At 68.9% G+C, this 25,285-nt stretch carries 18 protein-coding genes; 9 read left to right on the forward strand and 9 right to left on the reverse strand.

What is annotated here, in order from left to right; genetic code table 11:
• The first annotated feature begins 174 nt into the window (after positions 1–174).
• From ACZ9AQ_RS19935 to ACZ9AQ_RS19950, 4 genes are all read left to right on the forward strand, one after another.
• Positions 175–2,658, forward strand: coding sequence for a heavy metal translocating P-type ATPase (locus tag ACZ9AQ_RS19935; protein ID WP_429204977.1), 2,484 nt, complete (start codon positions 175–177; stop codon positions 2,656–2,658).
• A 174-nt stretch (positions 2,659–2,832) separates the two neighbouring features.
• A complete protein-coding gene (locus ACZ9AQ_RS19940) occupies positions 2,833–5,661 on the forward strand; it encodes a PAS domain S-box protein (protein WP_429204975.1) in 2,829 nt (942 codons plus the stop codon).
• 216 nt (positions 5,662–5,877) lie between these two features.
• Positions 5,878–8,568 (forward strand): bifunctional acetate--CoA ligase family protein/GNAT family N-acetyltransferase, encoded by a 2,691-nt coding sequence (locus ACZ9AQ_RS19945; RefSeq protein ID WP_429204974.1) that lies wholly within the window; start codon positions 5,878–5,880, stop codon positions 8,566–8,568.
• A 145-nt stretch (positions 8,569–8,713) separates the two neighbouring features.
• Positions 8,714–9,013, forward strand: a complete 300-nt coding sequence (locus ACZ9AQ_RS19950) for a hypothetical protein (protein ID WP_429204972.1) — start codon at positions 8,714–8,716, stop codon at positions 9,011–9,013.
• 18 nt (positions 9,014–9,031) lie between these two features.
• Here the strand turns inward: ACZ9AQ_RS19950 and ACZ9AQ_RS19955 are convergent, their stop codons facing one another.
• Both ACZ9AQ_RS19955 and ACZ9AQ_RS19960 read right to left on the reverse strand, forming a co-directional pair.
• The gene (locus tag ACZ9AQ_RS19955) at positions 9,032–10,276 is read right to left on the reverse strand and encodes a DEAD/DEAH box helicase (protein ID WP_429204971.1); all 1,245 of its coding nucleotides are present in this window, start codon (positions 10,274–10,276) and stop codon (positions 9,032–9,034) included.
• A gap of 102 nt (positions 10,277–10,378) precedes the next feature.
• Positions 10,379–10,516, reverse strand: coding sequence for a hypothetical protein (locus tag ACZ9AQ_RS19960; RefSeq protein WP_429204970.1), 138 nt, complete (start codon positions 10,514–10,516; stop codon positions 10,379–10,381).
• 272 nt (positions 10,517–10,788) lie between these two features.
• Here ACZ9AQ_RS19960 and ACZ9AQ_RS19965 point away from each other — a divergent pair, with 272 nt between their 5' ends.
• Both ACZ9AQ_RS19965 and ACZ9AQ_RS19970 read left to right on the forward strand, forming a co-directional pair.
• Positions 10,789–12,069 carry a sensor histidine kinase gene (locus ACZ9AQ_RS19965; protein WP_429204969.1) on the forward strand — a complete coding sequence of 427 codons (1,281 nt, stop codon included), beginning with the start codon at positions 10,789–10,791 and terminating at the stop codon, positions 12,067–12,069.
• Entirely contained in the window at positions 12,059–12,841 is a 783-nt protein-coding gene (locus tag ACZ9AQ_RS19970; RefSeq protein ID WP_429204967.1) for a LytR/AlgR family response regulator transcription factor, read from the forward strand. The genes ACZ9AQ_RS19965 and ACZ9AQ_RS19970 overlap by 11 nt, the downstream gene beginning before the upstream one ends.
• A gap of 23 nt (positions 12,842–12,864) precedes the next feature.
• On the opposite strand, the gene ACZ9AQ_RS19975 is transcribed toward ACZ9AQ_RS19970, so the two are convergent.
• Complete coding sequence (locus tag ACZ9AQ_RS19975) at positions 12,865–13,833, reverse strand: IS1595 family transposase (RefSeq protein ID WP_429204966.1); 969 nt, start codon at positions 13,831–13,833, stop codon at positions 12,865–12,867.
• Positions 13,834–14,025: 192 nt separating this feature from the next.
• Here ACZ9AQ_RS19975 and ACZ9AQ_RS19980 point away from each other — a divergent pair, with 192 nt between their 5' ends.
• The gene (locus ACZ9AQ_RS19980) at positions 14,026–15,327 is read left to right on the forward strand and encodes an NAD(P)/FAD-dependent oxidoreductase (protein ID WP_429204964.1); all 1,302 of its coding nucleotides are present in this window, start codon (positions 14,026–14,028) and stop codon (positions 15,325–15,327) included.
• A gap of 160 nt (positions 15,328–15,487) precedes the next feature.
• Here the strand turns inward: ACZ9AQ_RS19980 and ACZ9AQ_RS19985 are convergent, their stop codons facing one another.
• Entirely contained in the window at positions 15,488–16,210 is a 723-nt protein-coding gene (locus ACZ9AQ_RS19985; protein ID WP_429204962.1) for a sensor histidine kinase, read from the reverse strand.
• A gap of 193 nt (positions 16,211–16,403) precedes the next feature.
• On the opposite strand from ACZ9AQ_RS19985, the gene ACZ9AQ_RS19990 reads away from it, so the two are divergent.
• Positions 16,404–16,868, forward strand: coding sequence for a hemerythrin domain-containing protein (locus ACZ9AQ_RS19990; protein WP_429204961.1), 465 nt, complete (start codon positions 16,404–16,406; stop codon positions 16,866–16,868).
• 33 nt (positions 16,869–16,901) lie between these two features.
• Here the strand turns inward: ACZ9AQ_RS19990 and ACZ9AQ_RS19995 are convergent, their stop codons facing one another.
• Complete coding sequence (locus ACZ9AQ_RS19995) at positions 16,902–18,554, reverse strand: ATP-binding response regulator (protein WP_429204959.1); 1,653 nt, start codon at positions 18,552–18,554, stop codon at positions 16,902–16,904.
• A 215-nt stretch (positions 18,555–18,769) separates the two neighbouring features.
• Here ACZ9AQ_RS19995 and ACZ9AQ_RS20000 point away from each other — a divergent pair, with 215 nt between their 5' ends.
• A complete protein-coding gene (locus ACZ9AQ_RS20000; protein WP_429204958.1) occupies positions 18,770–19,186 on the forward strand; it encodes a hypothetical protein in 417 nt (138 codons plus the stop codon).
• A 293-nt stretch (positions 19,187–19,479) separates the two neighbouring features.
• Here ACZ9AQ_RS20000 and ACZ9AQ_RS20005 read toward each other — a convergent pair whose 3' ends face one another.
• The 4 genes from ACZ9AQ_RS20005 to ACZ9AQ_RS20020 form a co-directional block, all read right to left on the reverse strand.
• The gene (locus tag ACZ9AQ_RS20005) at positions 19,480–20,496 is read right to left on the reverse strand and encodes a response regulator (protein ID WP_429204956.1); all 1,017 of its coding nucleotides are present in this window, start codon (positions 20,494–20,496) and stop codon (positions 19,480–19,482) included.
• 223 nt (positions 20,497–20,719) lie between these two features.
• Positions 20,720–23,773 (reverse strand): ATP-binding protein, encoded by a 3,054-nt coding sequence (locus tag ACZ9AQ_RS20010; RefSeq protein ID WP_429204955.1) that lies wholly within the window; start codon positions 23,771–23,773, stop codon positions 20,720–20,722.
• 130 nt (positions 23,774–23,903) lie between these two features.
• Positions 23,904–24,740, reverse strand: coding sequence for a response regulator (locus ACZ9AQ_RS20015; RefSeq protein ID WP_429204953.1), 837 nt, complete (start codon positions 24,738–24,740; stop codon positions 23,904–23,906).
• Between the two features lie 39 nt (positions 24,741–24,779).
• Positions 24,780–24,938 carry a hypothetical protein gene (locus ACZ9AQ_RS20020; protein ID WP_429204951.1) on the reverse strand — a complete coding sequence of 53 codons (159 nt, stop codon included), beginning with the start codon at positions 24,936–24,938 and terminating at the stop codon, positions 24,780–24,782.
• Positions 24,939–25,285 lie beyond the last annotated feature (347 nt).

Raw genomic sequence — 25,285 nt, forward strand, 5'->3', positions numbered from 1 at the left:
CCTCCCGCGGATCGATGCCGAATCCTCGAAGCGAGGCCCAGCTCCTTTGTATTCCGTTCGGCAGCCCCGTGTCTGCGAGCGGCGCAAGCCGGATGAGTGAACTAAATACGAAACGCTTGACCTTCCCATCGTGGGAAGGACTATCCTCTCGGTATGGATTCAAGGAACAAGCAAATGAACAAGACTGTCCTGCACATCGAAGGCATGACCTGCGCCTCGTGCGTGGCGCGGGTCGAGAAGGCGCTGCGTGCGGTGCCGGGCGTGAGCGGCGCCAGCGTCAACCTGGCCACCGAAAAGGCCAGCGTGCAGGGCCAGGCCGCGCCTGGCGTCCTGGCGGCCGCCGTGCGCGCGGCCGGCTACGAGGCGCAGGTCGCGCTGCCCGATGGCGTGGAAGGGGCGCCGGCGCGGCGCGCGCAAGGCGGCGCGACGCTGCCGGCCTGGTGGCCGGTGGCCGCTGCCATGCTGCTCTGCCTGCCGCTTGTGCTGCCGATGCTGGCCGCGCCGTTCGGTCATCAAGTGGTGCTGCCCGGCTGGCTGCAGCTGGCCCTGGCCACGCCGGTCCAGTTCTGGCTCGGCGCGCGCTTCTACCGCGCCGGCTGGAAGGCGCTGCGCGCCGGCAGCGGCAACATGGACCTGCTGGTGGCGCTCGGCACCAGCGCCGCCTATGGCCTGTCGGTCTACCTGCTGCTCGGCGCGGGCGCGCAGGGCGCCCACGCCGAGCCGCATCTGTATTTCGAGACCTCGGCGGTCGTGATCACCCTGGTCCTGCTGGGCAAGTGGCTGGAAGGCCGCGCCAAGCGCCAGACCCTGGCTGCGCTCGATGCGCTGGGCCGGCTGCGGCCCGCCGAGGCGCTGGTGCGGCGCGGCGGCAACGACGTGCCGGTGGCGCTGGCCGAGCTGCGTGTGGGCGAACTGATGGTGGTCAAGCCCGGTGCGCGGGTGCCGGCCGACGGCGTCGTGGTCGACGGCCGCAGCCACCTGGATGAGTCGCTGCTGACCGGCGAGAGCCTGCCGGTGCCGAAGGAACCGGGCGACCGGGCGGCCGGCGGCGCCGTCAATGCCGACGGCCTGCTGCTGGTCGAAGTAACCGCGGTCGGCGCGGCGACCATGCTGTCGCAGATCATCCGCATGGTCGAGGATGCGCAGGCGGTCAAGGCGCCGATCCAGCGCCTGGTGGACCGGGTCAGCGCGGTGTTCGTGCCGGTCGTGCTCGCGATCGCGCTGGCGACCCTGCTGGGCTGGGGCCTGGCGGGCGGCGACTGGCGCGCGGCCCTGCTCAATGCGGTGGCGGTGCTGGTGATCGCCTGCCCGTGCGCGCTGGGGCTGGCCACGCCCACCGCGGTCATGGTCGGCACCGGCGCCGGCGCCCGCCACGGCATCCTGATCAAGGACGCCGAGGCGCTTGAGACCGCGCATGCGCTGGACGTCGTCGTGTTCGACAAGACCGGCACCCTGACCGAGGGCAAGCCGCAGCTGGTGGCGCATGAGGGCGTCGACCCGGCGCGGCTGCTGGCGCTGGCCGCCGGCGTGCAGCAGGGCAGTTCCCACCCGCTGGCCGGCGCCGTGCTCGAGGAGGCGGCGCGCCAGGGCCTGGCGCCGCCGCCGGCGCGCGCCGCGCGCGCCTTGCCGGGCCGCGGGGTCGAAGCCGAGATCGACGGCGCCACCATCGTGCTCGGCAACCGGCGCCTGATGGACGAGCTCGGCGTGCCGGCGGCGGGCGGCGAGCAGCACGAAGCGGCCGGGCGCACCGTGTCCTGGCTGGCCGAGCGCCGGGACGGCCGGGTGCGGGTGCTGGGCCTGCTCGCCTTCGGCGACCGCATCAAGTCGGGCGCGCCGGACGCCGTCGCGCGCCTGAAGGCCGCCGGCATCGAGCCGGTCCTGCTCAGCGGCGACAGCGCGGGCGCCGTGCGCGCCGTGGCGCAGGCGCTCGGCATCGAACGGGTGCATGCCGAGGTGCTGCCGCTGGATAAGGCGCAGGTGGTCGCCGGCCTGCGCCGGGACGGACGCAAGGTGGCGATGGTCGGCGACGGCATCAACGACGCGCCGGCCCTGGCGGCGGCCGACGTCGGCATGGCGATGGCGACCGGCACCGACGTCGCCATGCACAGCGCCGGCGTGACCCTGATGCGCGGCGACCCGCGGCTGGTGGCCGACGCCATCGCGGTGTCGCGCCGCACCTACCGCAAGATCCGCCAGAACCTGGGCTGGGCCTTCATCTATAACGTGATCGGCCTGCCGCTGGCCGCCTTCGGGCTGCTCGATCCGATGCTGGCCGGCGCCGCGATGGCCCTGAGCTCGGTCAGCGTGGTCGCCAACGCGCTGCTGCTGCGGCGCTGGGCGCCGGCGCCGGCCGCCGCCCCCGCCCCCGCCACCGCTCCGGCATTCCTGCCCGCATCCGAACTGATTTCAACCACCGGGGCCGACACGCCCCCCGACACAGGAGAACACACCATGTATGAACTGACCGTGGAAGGCATGAGCTGCAAGCACTGCGTGGGCCGCGTCACCAAATCGGTGCAGGCGGTCGACGCCGACGCCCAGGTCACGATCGACCTCGACAAGGCCAGCGTGCGCATCGACAGCCGGGCCGACCTGGATCGCATCGTGGCCGCCATCGACGGCGCCGGGTATCCGGTCACCGCGCGCGCCACGGCCTAGCTCGTTCACGCCGCGCCGTATTCAATTGTGGACGATAGGATATTAAATTCCTCCCTATGCAGTTGGAATTGCGCTATATTTTATTGAAACGACAATAAAATCAGGCGCCGCCCGGACAGCCCGCGATTAGCCACGCTGCCCCCGCCGGATCCTCCACGGGGAGAGACACGCGAAATGGCGTTTCAGCAACAACCGACGGACCTGGTGACACAGGCGGCGAGCGGCGCCCAGCTGCGCCATGTGGTCTGGGTGCTGGCTTGCCTGGCGCTCGTGTTCGCGCTGCTGGCGCCGGCCGCCGGCGTCCCGCTGGCGCCGGCGCCGGAATTGATCCCGATGTACGGGGCGGTGCTGATCGGCGCCAACCTGCTGACCGGCATGCTGCTGCTGGGGCATGTCCATACCGGCAGGTCGCGCGCGCTCGGCATCCTGGCGCTGGGCTACCTGCTCACGGCGCTGGTCGCCAGCGCCCACCTGCTGACCTTTCCCGGCCTGTTCGCCGACCAGGGTGTGCTGGGGGGGAACAGCCAGACCACATCCTGGCTGAACCTCGCCCGGCTTGCGCTGTTCCCGCTGTTCGTGCTCGGTTACATCCGTAGCGCCCACGCGGCGGCGCTTGCGCCCCCACTTCCGCCCCCGCTTCCGCCCCCGCTTCCGCCCCATTCCATGCGGCTCGGCGCCTTGCTGATCGTGCTGGTCGCGGCGCTGCTGGTGCTGGCCTCGACGACCGCCGCGTCGTGGCTGCCGCCGCTGATGGACGGGGGGCGCGCGCTGCCGTTGTATCGCTGGATCGCAGGCGCCGTGCTGGCGCTGTCGTTTGGTGCGGCGTGGGCCCTCGTGCGCAGGCGCCCGCGCACCGTGCTCGACGCCTGGCTGGCAGTGGCGATGGCGGCCTGGACGTTCGAGGTCGCACTGTCGTGCCTGCTCAACGGCGGCATGGCCGACCTCGGTTTCCATGCCGGCCGCCTGTACGGCCTGCTCGCCGCGCTGCTGGTGCTGGGCGCGCTGGCGATCGACAATATCGCGCTGCACGCACGCCTGCAGGCGACGTTCCGGGAAATGATGGACACCCGCGCCCACGCCCACTGGCAGAGCCTGCTGGGGACGGTGCTTCGGCAGTTGCCGGACGGGGTGGTGATCGTCGACGCGGCGGGGCGCTGCGTGATGGCCAACGACCAGGCCGGCCGGATAGCGGCCTGCTTCTTGCCCGGCGCCGCCGATGATGCGCCGCATCCGGTGCAGTGCGGGGCGCGGCACGCAGCGCCGTCCGGCATGACGGCCATGCTGGCGCTGATCCGCGGTCCGGTGGAGCGCGCGATCGGCGGCGAGACCTTTCGCGAGGCCCTGCTGGAAAGCGAACGCAACGGGGTACGGCGCACCTACACGGTGAGCGGCGCGCCGCTGCGCGAGGGCGCGGCGGCGCTGGCGGCGGCGGTGATCGTGGTGGACGACATCACCGAGCGCACCGAGGCCAGCGCGGCCCTTGGGCGCGCGCTGGACCAGACGCGCTACCTGATCGAGCACACGCCGCTGGCCGTGATCGAGTGGAACCGCGAGCGGGTCATCACCCAGTGGAACGGCCGCGCCGAGGAGCTGTTCGGCTGGCGCCAGCACGAGGTGGTCGGCGCCCGCATCGATGCGCTGCCGCTGATCCACGAGAGCGACACCGACCAGGTGGGCCTGATGATCCGGCGCCTGCTCGATTCGCCCACCCGCCACGCCAAGTCGAGCAACCGCAACCTTACCCGCGACGGCCGCGTGCTGTGCTGCGAGTGGTACAACTCGGTGCTGGTCGACGAGGCCGGCCAGATCCTGACCGTGTTCTCGCTGGTGCTGGACGTGACCGAGCGCGAGCAGGCGATGGACGGCCTGCGCGAGGCCGATCAACGCAAGGACGTGTACATCGCCACCCTGGCGCACGAGCTGCGCAACCCGCTGGCGCCGATCGCCAACGCGGCCTCGCTCCTGCGCGCCACGTCGCTGCCGCCCGAGCGCATCGAATGGATCGCGTCCATGGTCGGGCGCCAGGTCGGCCAGATGGCGCGCCTCTTGGACGACCTGCTGGACGTCTCGCGCATCGGGCGCGGCAAGATCGAACTGCGGCGCGCGCGGGTCGAACTCGCACGCCTGATGCGCGACGCCCTGCAGATGAGCATGCCGCTGATCGAGACCGGGCGCCACCAGGTGGCGCTCAGGCTGGTCGACGAGCCCTTGTGGGTCGAGGCCGACGCGCTGCGACTGACCCAGGTGTTCGCGAACCTGATCAACAATGCGGCCAAGTACACGCCGCCCGGCGGGGTGCTCGAGATCGGGCTGCGCTGCGAGAGCGGCGAGGCGGTGGCGTGGGTGGCCGACAATGGCGTCGGCCTGGACGCCGGCATGATCGAGCGCGTGTTCGATCCCTTCGTGCAGGTCAGCAGCGCGCGCCACCTGGCGCAGGGCGGCCTGGGAATCGGGCTGTCGCTGGCCAAGGGCTTCGTCGAGCTGCATGGCGGCAGCATCTGCGCCGACAGCGCGGGGCCGGGGCAGGGCGCCGCCTTCATCGTGCGCCTGCCGCGGTGCGAGGCGGCCGAGCCGGAGGCCCAGGGCGAGGACCAGGCCGCCGCCGGCGCCGTCATCGGCAGGCACATCCTGGTGGCCGACGACAACCGCGACGCCGCCGAGTCGCTGGCCTGGCTGCTGCGCTCCGAAGGCGCGAGCGTGACGGTGGCGCATGACGGCGCCCAGGCGCTGCGGCTGTACCGCGAACGCGGCGCCGACATCGTCGTGCTCGACCTGGGCATGCCCGAGATGAGCGGACTCGAAGTGGCGGCCATCCTGGCGGCCGGGCAGCCGCGCCCCTACCTGGTGGCGGTCACGGGCCGCGGCCGGCAGGAAGACCGCGCCGCCTCGCGCGCGGCCGGCTTCGACGAGCATCTCACCAAGCCGGTCGCCCCGCAACAGCTGATCGCGCTGCTGCGCAAGGTGGCGCAGGAGCGCAATCAACTGCTGCGGCCCGATCAGTGATGGCGGTCACCTCCGGTCAGCGCGGCGGCGCCGGCGCGGCTCTGCGGCAAGCCCGGACTTGACGACAAGGCGCGCCGTTGGCCGGTGACCTTTGATACGATGTTGCAATACTTTGTCATCATCCTTCGCTCCAATACTTGCCGATGGAAAGGTTCCGACCATGACCGACGCCGCACGCCGCCTGCCCACCCTGTCGCCCGCGATGGCGCCGCGCGCATGAGCGTACGCAACCTGCAGCGCCTGTTCGCGCCGACATCGGTGGCCCTGATCGGCGCCTCCGAACGGCCCGGCAGCATGGGCACGACCCTGCTCGACAACCTGGTGGGCGGCGGCTTCAAGGGCAAGCTGTACGCGGTCAACCCCAAGTACCAGCAGGTCGGCGCGCTGCCTTGCTACGACCGCGTGGCCGACCTGCCCGAGGCGCCCGAGCTGGCCGTGATCTGCACGCCGCCGGCGACCGTGCCGCGGCTGGTGCGCCAGCTGGGCGAGCGCGGCACGCGCGCGGCGGTCGTGCTCAGCAGCGGCATGGCCACGGCCCGCGATGGACGCGGGCGCAGCCTGCGCCAGGCCGCGCTCGATGCGGCCCATCCCTATCTGCTGCGCCTGCTCGGACCGAACAGCGCCGGCCTGCTGGTGCCCGGCCTCGGCCTGAACGCCAGCGTGGCCCACAGCGGCGCGCTGCCCGGGCGGATCGCCTTCGTCTCGCAATCCGGTTCCCTGATGACGGGCGTGCTGGACTGGGCGCGCACGCGCGGCATCGGCTTCTCGCACTTCATCTCGCTGGGCGACTCGAGCGACGTCGACCTGGGCGACGTGCTGGATTACCTGGCCAGCGACGGCACTGCCGGCGCCATCCTGCTCTACGTCGACCAGCTGCGCTATGCGCGCAAGTTCATGTCGGCCGCGCGCGCCGCGGCGCGCAGCAAGCCGGTGCTGGTGCTCAAGACGCGCGATCTCGATGACGGCGTGCGCGCGGTGGCCAGCGAGAGCGGGGCCCTGGCCAGCGAGGACGACGTGTTCGACGCCGCGGTGCGGCGCGCCGGCATGCTGCGGGTGCATACCACCGAGCAGCTGTTCGCGGCGGTCGAGACCCTGGCCTACGCGCGCCCGCTGCATGGCGAGCGGCTGGCCATCGTCAGCAACGGTCTCGGTCCCGGCTTGCTCGCGCGCGACGCGCTGCGCTACGGCAAGGGTAGCGCCGCCACGCTGTCGCCCGACTCGGTCGCCCGGCTCGAGGCGCTGCTGCCGGGGACGGCAAGCGCGAGGTCGGTCGACCTGCCGCTCAACCTGCTGGGCGGCGCGCCGCCCGAGCGCTACGCGGCCGCCCTCGAGATCCTGCTCAAGGACCCGCAGGTCGACGCCGTGCTGGTGGTGCATTCGCCCACCGCCACCGTCGACAGCCGCGAGGTGGCGAACGCGATCGCGCCGCTGGCGCGCGCCGCCTCGCGCCCGATCCTGTCGTGCTGGCTGGGCGGCGCTTCGGTGCTCGAGGCGCGCACCATCGCCGCCAACGCGCGCATGCCCACCTTCCGCACGCCCGAAGACGGCGTGGCCGGTTTCCTGCAACTGGTGAACTACCGCCGCAACCAGAACCTCCTGATGGAAGTGCCGCCCTCGATGGCCGGCCAGATGGCGCCCGACCGCAGCGCCGCGCGTGCGCTGGTGCGCGAGGCGATCGCCAGCAAGCGCCTGCTGCTGTCCGATCCCGAGACCAAGGCCATCCTGCGCGCCTACGGCCTGGCCCTGGTCGAGACCCGCGCCGCGCCCGACGTCGAGGCCGCGGTGGCGGCGGCGCGCGCCATCGGTTACCCGGTCGCGGTCAAGATCCTGACCCCCGACGTGATGCACAAGTCGGACTTCGGCGGCGTGACCCTCGACCTCGATTCCGACGACGCGGTGCGCGATGGCGCCCAGCGCATGAAGAAGCGCCTGGACCAACTGTTCCCCCAGGCGCGCTTCGACGGGTTTTCGGTGCAGGCCATGTGCCGGCGCGCCAATGGCCATGAGCTGATCGTGGGCGCCGCCACCGATCCGGTGTTCGGTCCGGTGCTGGTGTTCGGCCAGGGCGGGGTGGCGGTGGAAGTCACCGACGACCACTCGGTGGCCCTGCCGCCGCTGAACCTGGTGCTGGCGCGCGACCTGGTCGACCGCACGCGCGTGGCGCGCCTGCTGGCCGGCTACCGCAACCGTCCGCCGGCCAACCTGGATGCGATCCTGGCGGTGCTGATCCAGGTCTCGCGCCTGGTGTCCGACATCCCCGAGATCGTCGAACTCGACATCAACCCGCTGCTGGCCGACAGCCGCGGGGCGACCGTGCTCGATGCGCGGATGCGCCTGGCGCTGGCCGACTGCTCGGGCAGCACGCTCGACCGCCTGGCGATCCGTCCCTATCCGCGCGAGCTCGAGGAGACGATCGCCTGGAATGGCGCGCCGCTGCTCTTGCGCCCGATCCGTCCGGAAGACGGCCCGGCCCACCTCGCGTTCTTCGATGCGCTCACGCCGGACGACATCCGCTACCGCATGTTCGTGCGCATCCGCGAGCTGCAGCCGTCGCAGCTGGCGCGCTTCACCCAGATCGACTACGACCGCGAGATGGCCTTCATCGCCACCCGCACGAATGCCGAAGGCGTGAACGAGACGCTGGCGGTGGGCCGGGTGGTGGCCGACCCGGACAACACCAGCGCCGAATTCGCCGTCACCGTGCGCTCCGACCTCAAGGGCATGGGGCTGGGGCGGATCATGATGGAAAAGCTGATCGGCTACTGCCGTGCGCGCGGCACCTGTGAGATCGTGGGCGAGGCGCTGCCGCAGAATTCGCGCATCGTCGCCATGGTGAAAAAGCTGGGTTTCGAGGTGACGACCGACGGCGAAGAAGGCATCCGCAAAATGCGCCTTGCATTACGTTAGGGTTTTCCGCCGTTTCGTGACAAAGGGTGAATTTTTTACGCGGCCACGGTGGTATCGTAGCGCCCAATCCAAGCCGTACTTGCCGCCCTGTCACGTCGTGACGATCCGCCATAGCATTTGCTACCCGAACTTCGTATCGATCACGATGTCCCGCCTCGGTCTCTTCTTTTGCGCTCCCTACGCCGTGTTCATCCCGGCCTGTCTCGGCATCGTCTCGCTGGGCAAATTCGACTACCAGGCGCAGTTCACCTACCTGGAGCTGCCGATCGCGGCCCAGCTGTCGCTGGCGCACTGGCTGGGCCTGGGCCGCGCGCTGGAGGTGATCTCGTGGCCCGACGCCTACGGCCTGTTCATGACGCCGGCCTTCATCCTGCTGTATGCGGCCGGGGCATCGGTCGAGCGCAGGCTGGGCCGGCGGCGCGCTCTTGCCGGCGTGATCGATTGAAGAAGGCGATGTGGCCAATCAGCGCCGGAACCGCACGTCCTCGCTGACCACCGCCGCATCGCCCTTCGGCTTCTTGGGCTTCTTTGGTTTCTTGACGATCTGCCCCTTCGCATCGGTCAGCGGCACCCGGTGATCGGGCGCGAAGCCCGGTTCCTCGACCCGTTCGAGCGTTTGCCGGGTGAGCACCTCGATCGCCGCCAGCTGCTCGACCTCGTCGGCGCATACCAGCGACAGCGCCTCGCCGGAGGCGCCGGCGCGGCCGGTGCGGCCGGTGCGGTGCACATAGTCTTCGGCCACGATCGGCAGGTCGACGTTGATCACGGCCGGCAGGTCGTCGATGTCGATGCCGCGCGCGGCGACGTCGGTCGCGACCAGCACCCGCACCTCGCCCGCCTTGAAGCGCTCGAGCGCGCGCAGGCGGGCCGGTTGCGGCTTGTCGCCGTGGATCGAGTCGGCCGTGATGCGTTTCGCTTCGAGCAGGGACACCAGTTCGTCCACGCCCTTGCGGGTGCGGGCGAAGGCCAGCACCTGGGGCCAGTCGTGTCGCTTGAGCAGATGCACGAACAGCTCGGGTTTGCGTTTCTTGTCGACCGGGATGATCCACTGCTTCACCGCGGCCACCGTGGTATTGCGCGGCGTGGCCTCGATGCGCACCGGATCGTGCAGCATCTGGTTCGACAGCGCGCGGATCTGGTCCGAGAAGGTGGCCGAGAACAGCAGGGTCTGGCGCTTCCTGGGCAGCAGTTTCATGAGGCCGTCCAGCTCGCGCGCGAAGCCCAGGTCGAGCATGCGGTCGGCTTCGTCGAGCACCAGGGTCTTGACTTCGTTGAAGCGCACCGCGTTCTGGCGCTGCAGGTCGAGCAGGCGGCCGGGCGTGGCGACCATCACGTCCACGCCCTTGCGTAGTGCCATCATCTGCGGATTGATGCTCACGCCGCCGTACGCGACCATGGTGCGCAGTGGCAGGCCTTCGGCATAGGTGCGCACGCTTTCGTGCACCTGCTCGGCCAGCTCGCGGGTCGGCACCAGGATCAGCGCGCGCACCGCATTGCTGCCCACGGCGCCGCTCTTGGCCAGGCGCTGGAGGATCGGCAGGGTGAAGCCGGCGGTCTTGCCGGTGCCGGTCTGGGCCGCGGCCATCACGTCGCGCCCGGCCAGCACGGCGGGAATCGCCTGTTCCTGGACGGCGGTGGGGGTGTGGTAGGCGAGGGCCTCGAGGGTGCGGACGATCTGGTCGATCAGGCCGAGGGATGCGAACGACATGGGTGGGTAAACCTTGGGACGAAAATGAACAGGGCGTAGTCTACCCTGCCGGGGCCGGCATGGCGATAGCATGGCGGCCGGCCGCTGGCCGGCGCCGGCGGATCAGGCGCGCGCCGGCTGGCTCGACAGGCCCAGGCTCAGGTCGGCGATCGGCTTGACCGGCTCGTTGTGTTCGCGGCAGCCGCCGAGCAGCAGGCAGCTCGCGGTCAGTGCAGCGGCGAGAATTCGGCGTGACGACATGATGGACTCCTCCCGATGGTGGAAGCCCATCATACGCCCGCCGCGTCGGGCAAGGCGCGCGCGTTCGGCATGGCCGGCGGCGACGTGTCGCTCAGAAACCGTACGGCACGCCGGCGCGCGGTCCCGGAAAGCAATAGTTGGCTCCACCGGTTCCGGTTCCATGCCGCCCGATCCCGGTTTCATCGGCCCAACCCTGACTCCGTCGCATAATGCTGTCTTGCAATGAATGGTTTGCCTATGCTGGGGCCATTCACCACAATGGAAAGCACATCATGTTTGCAAGCCTGTTCCACGTGTTTCGCCTGCTGCTGGCCTGGCTGGCGGTCTACCTCGCCCTGTGCATCACCCTCAACGAGACCTGGCTCGAGCGGGTCGACGTCGACCTCGGCGCCACCGGCCCGCTGCTCGGCTTCGCCCTGTGCGCCTGGGTGCTGCTGGAAGTGTTTTCGCACATGCGCCGGGTGCGCCTGGTCATTGGTCACCTGGACGCCAGCACACTGTCGAACCGCCAGCGGCGCCAGATCGAGATTGCGCTCGAAGCGGGCGAAGCCTTCGACATGATCGATGCGGCGATCCGCGAACTGCCCGGCGCCACCGTCGTCGACAGCGCGCGCGACAGCCTGCAGGTGCGGGCCAAGGTGGCGCGCATCGACCCCTACGGCAAGGCCGCCACCCAGCTGTGGGGCCTGGAGGCGTTCGGGACGCGGCGCAACCAGATCCTGGCGACGGTGACGCCCAATGGCGACGTGGCCGGTAGTGTCACCCTGATCTGCGAGCCGGAGGCGCCGGCCTGGACCGACTGGTTTCTGGTCGACCACGGCACCAACCTGGAGAACGCCGAGGCCGTGGTGCGCGCCATCGCGCGCCGCATCGCCGAGCGGCGCCGCGCAGAAGCGAATCAGGTGCGCGAAAGCGTGACCGAGAAGGAACTTACGGTGGCGCGCCTGAACCTGCTGCACGCCCAGGTCGAGCCGCACTTCCTGTACAACACCCTGGCCAGCGCCCAGGTGCTCACCCGCAGTGACCCGGCGCGCGCCGACGCCATGCTGGGCAACCTGATCCAGTATCTGCGCCACTCGCTGCCGCGCACCGAGGATGCGCCGTCGACCCTGGGCGAGGAACTCGAACGGGCGCGCGCCTACCTCGACATCCTGGTGATCCGCATGGGGCCGCGCCTGTCGCTGCAGGTCGACGTGCCGGACGAGCTGCGCCGGCTGGTGTTCCCGCCGATGATGCTGCAGACCCTGGTCGAGAATGCGATCAAGCACGGGCTGGAGCCGAAACCGGGCGGCGGCACGGTCTGGATCCTGGCCCGGACGGTGGGCGGCGAACAGGCGCAGGCGGTGGCTGTGACCGTGGCCGACGACGGCCGCGGCTTTTCGAGCGAAGGCGCCGGCACCGGCATTGGCCTACGCAATGTGCGCGAGCGCCTGCGCCTGGCCTACGGCAATGGCGCCAGCTTCGCCATCGTCGCCAATTTCCCGAGCGGGGTGGCGGCGACCATCACGGTGCCGCTGGCGCTGCAAGGAGCCGGAGGCCGCCATGCCGCCTGATGCCGTCACCTGCGTGGTCGCCGAAGACGAAGCGCTGCTGCGCGACGAACTGGTCAAGCAGCTGCTCGCGGCCTGGCCCGGGCTGGACATCGTCGCCGTGTGCGAGGACGGCGGCAGCGCGCTGGACGCCATCGAGACGCACCGGCCCGCCGTCGCCTTCCTCGACATCCGCATGCCGGGCTTGTCCGGCCTGGAAGTCGCGTCGAACCTGCTGGCGGCGGGCCTGCGCACCGAAGTCGTGTTCGTTACCGCCTATGACCAGTATGCGCTCGACGCGTTCGATCGCGGCGCGGTCGACTACCTGCTCAAGCCGGTGGCGCGCGAGCGCCTGAACGCCACCGTCGCGCGGGTGCGCGAGCGCCTGGCGCGCGGCGGGGTCGACCCCGCCCGGCTGGCCGAGCTGCTGACGCGGCTGCAGGCGCTGGCGCCGCCGGCGCCGCGCGCGCAGCCGCTGGTCTGGCTGACCGCCAGCCGCGGCGCCGAGACGCGCCTGATCCTGGTCGACGACGTGGCCTATTTCCAGTCCGACGCCAAGTACACGGTGGTGATGACGCAGGATGGCGAAGCGCTGCTGCGTAAACCCATCCGCGACCTGCTCGAGGTGCTCGACCCGGCCATGTTCAAGCAGGTGCACCGCTCGACCATCGTCAACCTGCGCGCGGTGGCCGGCGTGGCGCGCGACGAGAGCGGGCGCGGCACGATCCGGCTCCGGAACCGGCCGGAGACGCTGACCGTCAGCCAGTCGTTCATGGGCTTGTTCCGTAATATGTAGTCAAGAATATGGCGCTGTACCCATTAGGTGTTGATGACCCCGCATGCGATGCGCAGCAATTGTTCGACAGATGGTACCCGCCCGCCATCGAGCGCCCAGTGCCAGCCCAGGTAGTTGGATAGCCGGCGCGACGCCACGCCATGGAAGCGCGCCAGCCATTCCTTGAAGCGCCGGTGGTAGGCGTTGACATTCTGCACATGGATGGCGCCCTCGACGCCCGTGCGGACCCGTTCGCCGGCGCTGAGATTGACGGCTTGATGCGCGATGCCGTGGGCACGGGCGAAGGCGGCATGGGCGGCGTTGGCGTCCGTCACCAGCAGCGCCTGCGGGTCGAGTTTCGGCCGCAGGTGCCTGACCAGCTGCGCCGCTTTCAGGGCGCCGCGTCCGGTCACGGCGTCGACGGTCTGGCCGCCGCGGTCGCGCGCCACCAGGATGCAGTCGAGGTGGTGCGAGATTCCGCGCAGGGCGGCCCTGCCGCCGCGCTTGCGCGGCTGGCGATCGAGCTTGCGTGAACCCTTTTGCGATTCGAGCAGGAACATTTCGTCGGCCTCGACAATGCCGCCGAGCCGTGCCGGGCGATCGTCCTTGACCCGATCGAGAAAGCGATGACGCCAGCGAAAGGCCGTATTGCGGTGCACGCCGACACGCTTGGCCGCAGAGCGGACCGAGCGGGAATCGAGCACCGCTTCCAGATAGGCGAGCCACTTGCCCTTGAGCCTGAGCCGCGCCAGCGGCGTGCCGGTCAGGTCGTTGAAGGTGCGGCCGCACGCGCAGCAGCGATAGCGTTGCAGGTCGTTGGCCTGACCGTGCCGGTGGCAACGGTCGCAGGTGCAATCCGGGCAGCGCCGCCCGGTTGATCGGATGTCGCCAATGAGGGAGATCACCCGGTCCAGCCCGGCTGCCGGATGCAGGGCCGCGAGCACCTTCTGACGCTGCGGCTGGTTCAGCTTTGGCAGCTGGGCGAACAGCTGCGCAAACTGCGGCGCTTTCATCGTACGCTCCCGATCGATGACGACCGGGATTGGACCGCGGGTCAGCTCAGCAGTTCAGTGCTCATCCACAGCTAGTGAGTACAGCGCCAAGAATATTGACAATAGCAACGTTATTCACGCCGGCATAGTAAAATCGACATTGTCCGAAGGGCCCGGCGTCGTTGCCGGGCAGGACATTGCAAAGGAGGCAACTTGCGTAGCGATTTCGTGATCGTGGGTGGCGGCGCCGGCGGACTCGAGCTGGCCTGCAAACTGGGCCGCAAGCTGGGCCCATCCAAGGTGACGCTGGTCGACAGCCGCCTTTATCATATCTGGAAGCCGTCGCTGCACGAAGTCGCGGCCGGCACCCTGGACATCCACCAGGAAGGTCTGTCGTACGCCATGCTGGCCCACGACAATGGATTCAATTTCGTGTTGGGTCCAATGACGGGGCTCGACGCCGCCGGGCAGGCGATCGAGATCGGCGCGGTGCGCGCCGCCAGCGACAATGAAGAAGTGCTGCCGCTGCGCCGGCTGGGCTATGGCGCGCTGGTGATCGCGATCGGCAGCACCTCGAATTATTTCGGCGTGCCGGGCGCCGAAGAGCATTCGATTTCGCTGAACGCGACCGAGGACGCCGAGCGCTTCCGCCTGCGCATGCTGCGCCTGATGCTGGCGGTCGAGCAGCAGCGCGAAGAAGGCAAGGAGTCCGGCCTGGACGTGGTCATCATTGGCGGCGGCGCCACCGGCGTCGAACTGGCCGCCGAGCTGCGCGAAGCCTCGGGGGCCTATGCGCGCTATGGCTTCGCGCGCATGGACGTCAAGCGCGACGTGCGCATCACCATTCTCGAAGGCGCGTCGCGCATCCTGGCGCCGCTGCCCGAACGGGTCTCGAATGCGGCGCACGACCTGCTCGCCAAGCGCGGCATCAAGGTGGTCGCCGACTGCCGCGTCACCGCGATCGAGGCCGACAAGGTCATCGACGGCAACGGCAACGTCTACCCGGCCGACCTGTGCGTCTGGGCCGCCGGTATCCGCGCGCCCGAACTGCTGGCCAAGCTGGGCCTGCCGACCGCGCGCGGCGGCGGGCTCGACGTCGACGCCCAGCTGCGGGTGAAGGGCGTGCCGAACATCTGGGCGCTGGGCGACTGCGCCGTCTGCATCGACGGCAACGGCGTGCCGGTCCCGCCGCGCGCCCAGGCCGCGCACCAGCAGGCCGATTACCTGGTGGCGGCCTTCCTGCGCATCGACAAGGGCCAGGCGCCCTCGGCCTCGCCCTATGCGTACCGCGACTATGGTTCGCTGGTCTCGGTCGGGCAGAGCACCAGCGTCGGCAGCCTGATGGGGTCGCTGCGCGGAGCCAGCTGGTTCGTGCAGGGCGCGCTGGCGCGCTTGATGTACGCCAGCCTGCACCTGATGCACCACCGGGCGGTGATGGGCATCACCCGCACTGCGCTGCTGGCGGTGGCGCGCTTCCTGATCCGGCGCAGCACGCCGCTGGTCAAGCTGCACTGAGCGCAGTCGGTGCGACCCAATGACAACGGCGGCCAGTGGCCGCCGTTGTCATTGGGTCGTCGGGTTGGCTGCCTTGTTCGTGGGGTTGGCTGCCTGGTTCGTCGGGTTGGCTGCCGCGCCGCCGAAGCGACCTCGGTCGCGCCGGCAATCCGATGGCATCTCAGGCCGCCAGCTCGCGCGGCAAGGTCATCTGCAGCACGGCGCCGCCGTTCTCGCCACGCGCCAAAGTGAGGTTGCCGCCCAGGTAGCGCGCGCGTTCGCGCAGCAGGCGCAGGCCGTGGCAGCCGCTCGACGATGTTTCGAGCGCATTCTCGCAGGGGCCCACGCCGTCGTCGCGCACGGTGAGCATGGCCATCTCGCCGTCGTCGTCCAGGATCACGTCCACGCGGGTCGCCTGCGCATGGGCGGCGGCGTTGCGCAAGCCTTCCTCGGCGCAGCGCAGCAGCAGCACGCCGTGCTCGCGCGACCAGGCGCCGTCGTCGTCGGGCAGGCTGGCGCGGGCCTTCAGGCCGCGTTCGGCGCCGAAGGCGGGCACCAGCTCGGCCAGCGCGGCGCGCAGCCCGAGGAACTCGAGCTTGTCGTTCCACAGCTCGAGCTGCATCTTGCGGTTGGTTTCGATAATGCCGGCCAGCAGTGCCTTCATCTGGCCGGCGCGTTCGTGCGCCTTGCTGTCGGCCGGCAGGTTTTGGCTCAGCAGGGCCAGGTGCATGGTCAGGGCCGTCATCGACGAACCCAGGCTGTCGTGCAGCTGACGCGCCAACTGGCGGCGTTCCTGGTCCCAGCAGTTCGCCAGCCAGGCCAGCATCTCGGTGAGTTCAGCGGTGCGCGCCGCGACCTGGCGCTCGAGTTCCGGGTCGGGGGGCGATGGTGCCGGTTCGGTCATCGTAGGCTCTGTTATATGTTTCCCAAATCATACAACAGTTGGCAATTCGGCGGCGCGCGCCCGGCATTGCGCGGCATCCCGGCGTTGTTCCCACACAGCGTGCGCTCCCGTACAGTCAGCACGGCAGCAACAGCGCATGCTCGCTTCGTGGCCCAGGAGCCACTCACACCATACAGAATACGGGGGTATCACCATGACCAAGAACGCCAAGCAGCAGGACGCCATCGAACTACTGATCAGCCAGCACGACGAGGTCAAGGCGCTGTTCAAGCAATTCGACGAACTGGGCGAGCGCGCCACCACCAGCAAGAAGAAGCTGGCCGACGAGATCTGCGAGCAGCTGATCATGCACACGCAGATCGAAGAAGAAATCTTCTATCCGGCGCTGCGCGCGGTGTCGAAGGAAATGGAAGACATGCTGGACGAAGCCGTGGTCGAACATGCGTCGGCCAAGGACCTGATCTCGCAGATCCAGGAAATGGCGCCGGGCGACGACCTGTACGACGCCAAGGTCACGGTGCTGGGCGAGTACATCGAGCACCACGTCGACGAGGAAGAAGAGGACATGTTCCCGAAAGTGCGCAAGCTCGAGCTCGACCTGGACGCCCTGGGCGCAGAGATGGCGGCGCGCCGCGACGAGCTGCTCGCCACGGCCTGATCTCGTGCCGCCGCCGCTGTCACTGCCGCGGCTTCAGGCGGCGGTGCCGGCCGGGGCCGGCGCCAGCGCTTCCAGCAGGCGATCGATCTGCACCGGCTTGACCAGGTGCTGGTCGAAGCCGGCTTCCATCACGCGCCGCTGGTCGTCCGGAAGGCCATAGCCGGTCACGGCGATCAGGCGGATCGCGCACGTGGCCGGATCGGCGCGCAGGCGCCGCGCCACCTCGTAGCCGTCGATGCCCGGCAGGCCGATGTCGACCAGCGCGGCGTGCGGTTGGCAGGCATGCGCCTGGTTCACGCCCTGTACGCCGTCGCCGGCCTGGTACACCGGGTAGCCATGGGCGGCCAGCATGGTCGCCATCATTTCGCGCCCGTCTTCATTATCTTCGATCAGCAGTATCGATGGTTTGCCGGCATCGCCAAGCGGCGCCAGCGCCGGCGCGCATGGTTCGGCCGCGCCGCTCGACTCCGCCTGGCAGGGGCACGGAAGACGGATGGTGAAGCAGGAGCCGAGTCCGGCGCCGGGGCTGTCGGCGGCTACGCTGCCGCCGTGCAGCTCGACCAGGCGCCGCACCAGCGACAAGCCGATCCCCAGGCCGCCCTGCGAGCGGTCGATCGAGATCGCGCCCTGCACGAACACGTCGAACACCTGCGGCAGCAGCTCGGGCGGGATGCCGACGCCCGAGTCGCGCACGCTGAGCACGACGTCGTCGCCGGCGCGCGCCAGGGCGATGTCGATGGCGCCGCCGTTGGGCGTGTATTTCAGTGCATTGTCCAGCAGGTTCGAGACGATCTGTTCGAGGCGGGTCGGGTCGCCGTCGACCCAACTGGGCGCCAGGTCGGCCGCGATGCGGTAGCCTGCCATGCGGCCGGTGGCGCGGAAGGTTTCCAGGCAGCTGGCGACCAGCCTGGACAGGTCGGTGGCCTGGCGCGCCAGCAGAATCTTGCCCGACATCGCACGCGACAGGTCGAGCAGGTCGTCGACGATGCGCGACAGGTGCTGGCTCTGGCGCTGGATGATGGCGCGGGCGCGCGCCACCGTGTCGGGCGCGGCGCCGGGCAGGCCGATCAGGCTGGAAGCGCTGGTGATCGCCGACAGCGGATTGCGCAGTTCGTGGCCCAGCATGGCGAGGAACTCGTCCTTGGCATGGCTTTTCCTCTCGGCCGCACGCCGCTCTTCCATCTCGCTCACCAGGCGCTGGTTGGTGGCGGTCAGCTCGAGCGCATGCTGCGAGAGTTTTTCGGCCTGGCGCTTGAGTTCCTCGTTCTTCATGGCCAGGGTGACGAATACCGACACCTTGGCGTGCAGGATCTGCGGAATGACCGGGGTGAACAGGAAATCGGCGGCGCCGCGCTGGTAAGCCTTGAGACGATCGAGCTCGTCGGCCAGGAAGGCGGTGACGAAAATGATCGGGATGTCGGCCGAGCGCGGGCGCTGGTGGATCGCCTCGGCGGTCTCGAAGCCGTCCATGCCGGGCATGTTCACGTCGAGCAGGATCACGGCAAAATCGTGCAGCAGCACCTGGCGCAGCGCTTCCTGGCCGGAGCGGGCCGACAGCACGGCGTAGTTTCCTTCTTCGGCGCGCCCGTCGAGCAGGCTGGTGAGTGCCAGCAGGCTGGCGGGGTCGTCGTTGACCACCAGGATCTTGGGTTTATCGCTTGTCGCCACGATGGATTCCGTCAACATTGCCGTGCTTGCTCGACCAGATGGAGTGTAGTCTTGTATTACGCCAGAGTAAATACCTTGTAAAACAAGCCATCATATCATGCGACATAAGTGCTATTAGGCAAATAAATCAATCGTGCGGCCCGTGAGGGTGTTCGCTGCCGCACATACGTCGGCACCGGGCTATGCCATAGTGGAATCGAACCGTTTCGCTGGCCTACAAGAGAGGACATACTATGAATATCGACACCATTGTAAATGAACAATTTCACGGAAAAACGTTCCGCGAGCTGGCCGACGCGCCGCTGTCGGCGCTGCGCGGTATCGGCGAGCAGCAGGCCGCCGCGCTGGCCGACACGCTGGGCGTGAAGACGATCGGCGACCTGGCCAACCTGGAGGCCGTCCGGTACGCCATCGCCATCAATGCGCTGTCCGGCTGCGAAGGCGTGTCCAACAAGGAAAGGGCCGAGGAAACGCTGCTCGACGACGCGGTCGAGATGACGTTCCCGGCCAGCGACCCGATTTCGGTCGACGCCGGCATTACCCGCATCGAAGTCGCGCCCGACATGGTCGACCCTGGCCACGACCACCAGCACGCGCAGTCGATCGAAGAAAAGAGCAAGATTCGCGATTGCCCGACCGACCAGCGCTAAGCTTGCATCAGGAATCGAGGCATTGGCGGACAGGCCACGCGGCGTAAGTTGCGTGGCCTGTTTGTTTGTGCGGGCGCTGTGGGAAGAAGGGTGGGGCATGGGATGCGGTGAGGGCACTGGCGTTTGCGCCGGTTGGGAGTCGGTTTTTTAAGAAGGCAGCGACGTCGATCGCGGTCTCGCATGCTGCAGCGTGGCGACGCCGAAGACGGTAACAGCGACATGCCCGCGCATGTCGTTCCCGCGCTGGCGGGAAACTTCGTTGACATGCGCGGTGACGACCGCGTCGGCGCCGCTCAGCGGTGCTGCGCCGCCAGTTCGACCGGTGGGTTTGGCGAAGTCGCCTGACTCGGTGCGGCCGAAGTCTTGGCCGCCGCCTGGCGATTCGCCGCCGGCGAGCAGAAGCGGTTCTTGCCGGCGCGCTTGGCTTCGTACAGCGCGTAGTCGGCGATATTGATCAGCGCGTCGACCGATTCGGCGTCGTCCGGATAGATGCTGATGCCGATCGACGTCGACAGCCGCAAGGTGAGATCGTTGATGAAGAAGGGCTCGGACAGGGCCTCGACCAGCTTCGACGCCGGTCCCTGCGCGTCGGCCAGGCTGTGGACGTCGCCCAGCACCACCATGAATTCGTCGCCACCGAGACGCGCGACGGTGTCTTCCTTGCGCGAGCTCGACAGCAGGCGCTGGGACACCATCTTGAGGATCTCGTCGCCGTAGGCATGGCCGTAGGTGTCGTTGATCGCCTTGAAGCCATCCAGGTCGAGGTACATGACGGCGGCCTTGGCATGGCTGCGGTTGGCGTGCTGCAGGGCCGTTTCGATGCGGTCCTCCAGCAGGCGCCGGTTAGGCAGGCCGGTGAGGGCGTCGTGCAGGGCCAGCTCCTGTTGCGCCTTGGAATACTGGGCCAGTTCCTTGTACAGCAGCCGCACCTCGAGCATGTTATGGATGCGCTTGTGCACTTCGAGCAAATCGAAGGGCTTGCTGATGAAGTCGCGGGCGCCCGCTTCGAGCGCGGCGATCTTGAAGCTCGGTTGCGCGGTCAGGGCCAGCACCGGCAGGTAGCCGCCCTGCTCGATCTCCTTCAGGCCTTTCATGACCTGGAAGCCGTTCAGGCCCGGCATCTGCAGGTCCAGCAGGATCAGGTCGTAGTTGTGCTCGCGGTGGAGCGGGCAGACCTGTTCCGGCAGCATGGTCGAGCTGACGCAGGAATAGCCTTCTTCGCGCAATATCTCTTCCATCAGTTCGATATTGTCGGGCGAATCGTCCACTACCAGGATTTTCGCGTTCAAAATGTCTTGTCTGCTCGGCATGCTTTTCTCTTCTCTCGTATGGAGCGGATTCCCTTCTGGGTGGAATCGGGCTTGAACCCATCACTAATTAGTCTAGCAAACAGACCAAAATTTCTTGTAGGACAGCGCCGCGTGCGGGGGTAGGAACATAAACGACCGGCCAACAATGGCTGTGTTTCATTTGATCCCCCTTAATCGGCCCTTGATTGGCCCCCTCGATGAGCCGCCCATTATCGCCCATCATTCAACGGTTGACCATGCGCCTTCCTCCGCTGACCAGCGGCGCCGTGGGCGGCGCGGTCACCATGCCGATCGCGGTCATCAGCTCGGTCTGCTCGACCGGCTTCGATACATGGGCCGAAAAACCCGCTTCCAGCGCCTTGAGGCGATCTTCGGAACGGGCGAAGGCGGTCAGCGCGATGGCCGGCACCAGCCCACCCGCGTCGCGCGGGAGCGCGCGCACCCAGGACAGGAATTCCAGGCCGTCGACCTCGGGCATGCCGAGGTCGCTGATCAGGAGGTCGGGCGGGGCGGCGCGCAGCAGCTCGAAGGCTTCGCGCGCGCTGGCGGCCAGGCGCACGCTGGCCTGGCAATCGGCCAGGATGCGGGCGATCAGCTCGCGCGCATCGCGGTCGTCGTCGACCACCAGCACCGAGGTGCCGCGCAGGTCGCGTACGGCGACCTCGCCCGCCTGGGCGCCGCCCTCGGCGCCAGCCGGGGCCGGCGGCGCCGGCTGGCGCCGGGAGGCGCGAGCAGAATCGGCGGCGGCGGCCGTCTTGGCCACCGGCAGCTCGATGGTGAAGCTGGCCCCCTGGCCGACCCCTGCGCTCTCGGCGCGCACCGTGCCGCCGTGCTGCTCGACCAGGTGCTTGACGATCGACAGGCCCAGTCCCAGGCCGCCGTGGCTGCGCGTCATCGAGGCGTCGGCCTGGCGGAAGCGTTCGAACACGTGGGTGATGAATTCGGGTCCGATGCCGGCGCCGTTGTCGCGGATCGTGATCGCCACCTGTTCTTCGCGCTTGCCGACCTCGATCGTGACCAGGCCGTCGCGCGGGGTGAACTTGATCGCGTTCGACAGCAGGTTCCAGATCACCTGCTGCAGCCGGCCCGGGTCGCCCGCCACCGCCGGCGTCTCGCCCTCGTAGCGGCGCTCGATGCGGATGCCCTTGGCGTCGGCCGCCGGGCGCACGGTTTCGATGGCGGCGTCGATGAAGCCGGCCGGGGCCACGGTCTGCATGTCGAGCAGTACCTTGCCCGAGGTGATGCGACTCATGTCGAGCAGGTCTTCGATCAGCTGGGCCTGGGCGCGCGCATTGCGTTCGATGGTCGACAGGCCGCGCTGCAGGTCGGCGCCGTCGCGGCTGCCGCGGCGCAGCACCTGCGACCAGCCCAGGATCGCCGACAAGGGCGTCCTCAGCTCGTGCGACAGGGTGGCCAGGAACTCGTCCTTCATCTGGCTGGTGCGCTCGGCCTCGGCGCGCGCCTCGCGCTCGTTCTCGAGCAGCACCTTGCGCTCCTCGGCCGCGCGGCTGGCGGCTTCCACCAGGCGGATATTGTCGACCGCGATCGCGGCCTGGGCCGCGATGCCGCTGACGATGCGCTCGCTGCGCTCGGTGAACACGCCGGGCTCGGGGTGGCCGAAGAACATCGTGCCCAGCAACTCGCCCGAGCGCGCCGTGACCGGCACCGACAGGTAGCTGCGCACCGGCGGATGGCCAGCGGGCAGGCCGAATCGCGGCGCCTTGTCCGCATGCAGCGGGTCGTGGCCAAGGTCGCCAATGCGCACCAGGGCATCGGCCCGCAGGCCCGGGCCGAACAGTGCCCTGGCGCCGGGTGCGGCGACGTCCTGGAACTCGGCCGAGGTGGCGCCGGACAGCGTGTACAGCGAAAACAGCGTGCCCGCGCCTTGTTCGCCATAGTGGAAAAAGGCGCCGAAACGGGCCCCGCAGACGCCGGCGGCGGCGTCGGTGGCGGCCTGCATCAGCGAGCGCAGGTCGCGGGTCGACGCCAGGATCGTGCCGGTGCTGTTGAGCAGTTCGAGCACGTGCGATTCTTCGCGCAGCGCCTGCTCGGCGCGTTTTACCTGGTCGACGTCGGTATTGGTGCCGAACCAGCGCACCACGCGGCCATCGCGGTCGTGCACCGCCTCGACCCGGGTGAGGAACCAGCGGAAGTTGCCGTCGGCGCCGCGGATCGGGAATTCCATCTCGAACGGCAAGCCGGTGCGCACCGATTCGTCCCAGTGCTCGAGCACGGCCGGCAGCACCTCCGGGTCGTACACCGCTTTCCAGCCCCAGCCGGTGGATTCGCTCGGGGTGATGCCGGTGTATTCGTACCAGCGCTGGTTGAACCAGACGATGGCGCCGCTGGGGTCGGCCATCCAGGCCAGCTGCGGGATGGTGTTGGCCAGCGCGCGCAATTCTTCCTCGCTCTGGCGCAGGTGGTCGTCGGCCTCGCGCCGGGCGCTGATGTCCTGGGCCATGCCGGTCATGCCCAGCACGCGGCCGCCCTGGGCCGGGCCGCCATGATCGGGGCGGCCGACCAGGGCCACGCAGCGCGCGGCCGACTGGCCGCACGGGGCGCCGCCGGCGTGGCCGTCGAGCGGCAGCAGGCGGCATTCGAGGTCGAGGTCCTTGCCCTGCGAAAAAGCCGCGAGCACCGCGCGCCGCACCCGCGAGCGGTCGTCCTGGACCAGGCGCTCGCGCAGCAGCGGCCACGCGAGCGCCACGCCTTCGGGCAGGCCGAGGATCTCGGCGGCGCGCGCGCCAAAGGTGACGCGGCCGCTCGCCGCGTCCCAGCGCCAGTCGCCCAGGCGGCCGGCGGCGATCGCGAGCTGCAGCCGGTTGTTGTTGTCGATCAGGGCTTGCTGGTCGAGCTTGCGCGCCGTGATGTCCTGGAAGTACAGGGTCAGGCCGTCGGGCGAAGGGTACACCCGCATGTCGAGCCAGCATTGCAGGCGGCGGTAGAAGAACTCCTTGGTGACGGTGATCCGCTGCTCCATCGCGCGCCGGCAGTCGGCGGCGACCGAGGTGCCGTGCAGGTCTTCGAATTCATCCCACAGCCGGCGGCCGACCAGGCTGTCGCGGCTCTTGTTGAGCGGCGCCGCCATCTGCAGCGCGCGGCCGTTGATATAGGTGATGTTCCAGTCGCGGTCGACCGCGCAAAAGCCGTCGGTGAGGCTTTCGAGCATGTTTTCCATGCGCTCGTTGGCGCGCTGCAGCTCTTGCCGGGTGGCTGCCAGGTCTTGTTCTGACACGTGGCGCGGGTTGCTGCTGGAAAGGTCGGAGGGAGTGTTCATGCCGGGTGTGCAAAATGCCCGAGATCGGGCAGGATGTGTTTCATTGTAGACCAGACAAGCCGGTCTGACGCACACGCTTGATGCGCGCCTGGCGCCGGTGGGCGTTTCAGGCGCGCTTCACGGCGCTTCTTCAGCCGGATTTGCCCGGCTGGCGCGCGACCTTCGACAGGGCGTCCTGCAACTGGTCGATCTCGTAGGGCTTCTGCAGCGACTGGTAAGGGAAGGACAGGTGGCGCAGCAGGGTGTCGCCGTAGCCCGAGGCGAAGATCACGCGCAGCGACGGGTCGTCCGCGATCGCCCGGGTGGCCAGGTCGACACCCGACATGCCGGGCAGGCTGACGTCGGAGAACAGCACGTCGTAGCGCTGGCGCGCGAGCAGGGCCAGGGCGTCGTCGGGATGGGCCACGCCGTCGGCTTCGTGGCCGAAGGCCTTGAGCATTTCGCACACCAGGTACTGGGAGTCGACATTGTCCTCGACCACCAGGATGCGCATGGCGCCGCTGCCGGCGTCTTCCTGTGCCGGCGCCTCGGTTGCCGGGGCCAGCGCCACCTGCACGCCGCGCACCGCGCCGGCCTCGTCGCGCAGCGGGGTCAGGCGCAGGTCGAAGCGCGACTCCTGGTTGCCGTCGAGGCGGCGGAAGGTGAGGGGCGCGTCCTGCACCACGCCGGCCTCGCCGCGCCAGGCGGCCTCCAGCGCCTTGCCGGCTGCCGCCAGCGGCGGCGGCAGCACCGGCGGCACCGAACCGCCGGGAACCCGGCCGTAGCCGGGGCCGGCCAGCAGGGCATACGCCTCGTTGAACACCGTGATCGTCTCGGCGCCCCAGACCAGCAGGGTGGGGAGCGGGGAGTTCAGCAGCAGGTCGCTGGAAAGGCGGAGCAGCAGGGGCCAGCGGGCGGTATCGCCCAGCGCGGTCGCCGACCAGTCGTAGGATGCGGTACTCCGGGCGGAGGTGTCGAGGTCGGGCATGGGCAAGCTTGTTGTAAAAACGAAAATATGGCGGGCATCCTACACCAAAAGCCCGTTACCTGCTTTACCAACCGTGCGCGGCCATGCAGCCGCGATTTTGTAACTAACCAACTGTTCGAGCATCATCGACACGCTGAGGCCGCAGTCGCGGCCTGCGGCATGCACGGCACCGATGGTGTTGCAGATCGTCGGGGTCATGCCGGCAACAGCGCGTTCGGGCAAGCGCCGCCCCTCCGACCTGTCATGGCGGAAACGTTGCAGGAATGTGGCAGGGATGTGGCTGGGATGTAACGAATCTCGCCGGCATGTCGTAACGAAGGGCGGGCACGCGCTCCGGCGCCGCTGACGGATGCATGGCGGCGGACACACGAGGACGCGCAAAAAAAAAGCCCGCATCCTGAGAGGCGGGCTGAATCTATTTCCTAGGAGGAGAATAGAGGAGACAGGTGAATGATGCTGCATTGCGTCAAATCAGTCCAATTTATATTTCCAATACCAGTCATAGGCTTAATAAATATCCTAGGAAGATTGTCAAGTGCGCACTG

This window comes from Massilia sp. UYP34, assembly GCF_056279385.1.

Coding starts and splice junctions, on each gene's coding strand:
- ACZ9AQ_RS19935 (WP_429204977.1), top strand. CDS start 175: ATGAACAAGACTGTCCTGCACATCGAAGGCATGACCTGCGCCTCGTGC.
- ACZ9AQ_RS19940 (WP_429204975.1), top strand. CDS start 2,833: ATGGCGTTTCAGCAACAACCGACGGACCTGGTGACACAGGCGGCGAGC.
- ACZ9AQ_RS19945 (WP_429204974.1), top strand. CDS start 5,878: ATGAGCGTACGCAACCTGCAGCGCCTGTTCGCGCCGACATCGGTGGCC.
- ACZ9AQ_RS19950 (WP_429204972.1), top strand. CDS start 8,714: ATGTCCCGCCTCGGTCTCTTCTTTTGCGCTCCCTACGCCGTGTTCATC.
- ACZ9AQ_RS19955 (WP_429204971.1), bottom strand. CDS start 10,276: ATGTCGTTCGCATCCCTCGGCCTGATCGACCAGATCGTCCGCACCCTC.
- ACZ9AQ_RS19960 (WP_429204970.1), bottom strand. CDS start 10,516: ATGTCGTCACGCCGAATTCTCGCCGCTGCACTGACCGCGAGCTGCCTG.
- ACZ9AQ_RS19965 (WP_429204969.1), top strand. CDS start 10,789: ATGTTTGCAAGCCTGTTCCACGTGTTTCGCCTGCTGCTGGCCTGGCTG.
- ACZ9AQ_RS19970 (WP_429204967.1), top strand. CDS start 12,059: ATGCCGCCTGATGCCGTCACCTGCGTGGTCGCCGAAGACGAAGCGCTG.
- ACZ9AQ_RS19975 (WP_429204966.1), bottom strand. CDS start 13,833: ATGAAAGCGCCGCAGTTTGCGCAGCTGTTCGCCCAGCTGCCAAAGCTG.
- ACZ9AQ_RS19985 (WP_429204962.1), bottom strand. CDS start 16,210: ATGACCGAACCGGCACCATCGCCCCCCGACCCGGAACTCGAGCGCCAG.
- ACZ9AQ_RS19990 (WP_429204961.1), top strand. CDS start 16,404: ATGACCAAGAACGCCAAGCAGCAGGACGCCATCGAACTACTGATCAGC.
- ACZ9AQ_RS19995 (WP_429204959.1), bottom strand. CDS start 18,554: ATGTTGACGGAATCCATCGTGGCGACAAGCGATAAACCCAAGATCCTG.
- ACZ9AQ_RS20000 (WP_429204958.1), top strand. CDS start 18,770: ATGAATATCGACACCATTGTAAATGAACAATTTCACGGAAAAACGTTC.
- ACZ9AQ_RS20005 (WP_429204956.1), bottom strand. CDS start 20,496: ATGCCGAGCAGACAAGACATTTTGAACGCGAAAATCCTGGTAGTGGAC.
- ACZ9AQ_RS20010 (WP_429204955.1), bottom strand. CDS start 23,773: ATGAACACTCCCTCCGACCTTTCCAGCAGCAACCCGCGCCACGTGTCA.
- ACZ9AQ_RS20015 (WP_429204953.1), bottom strand. CDS start 24,740: ATGCCCGACCTCGACACCTCCGCCCGGAGTACCGCATCCTACGACTGG.
- ACZ9AQ_RS20020 (WP_429204951.1), bottom strand. CDS start 24,938: ATGACCCCGACGATCTGCAACACCATCGGTGCCGTGCATGCCGCAGGC.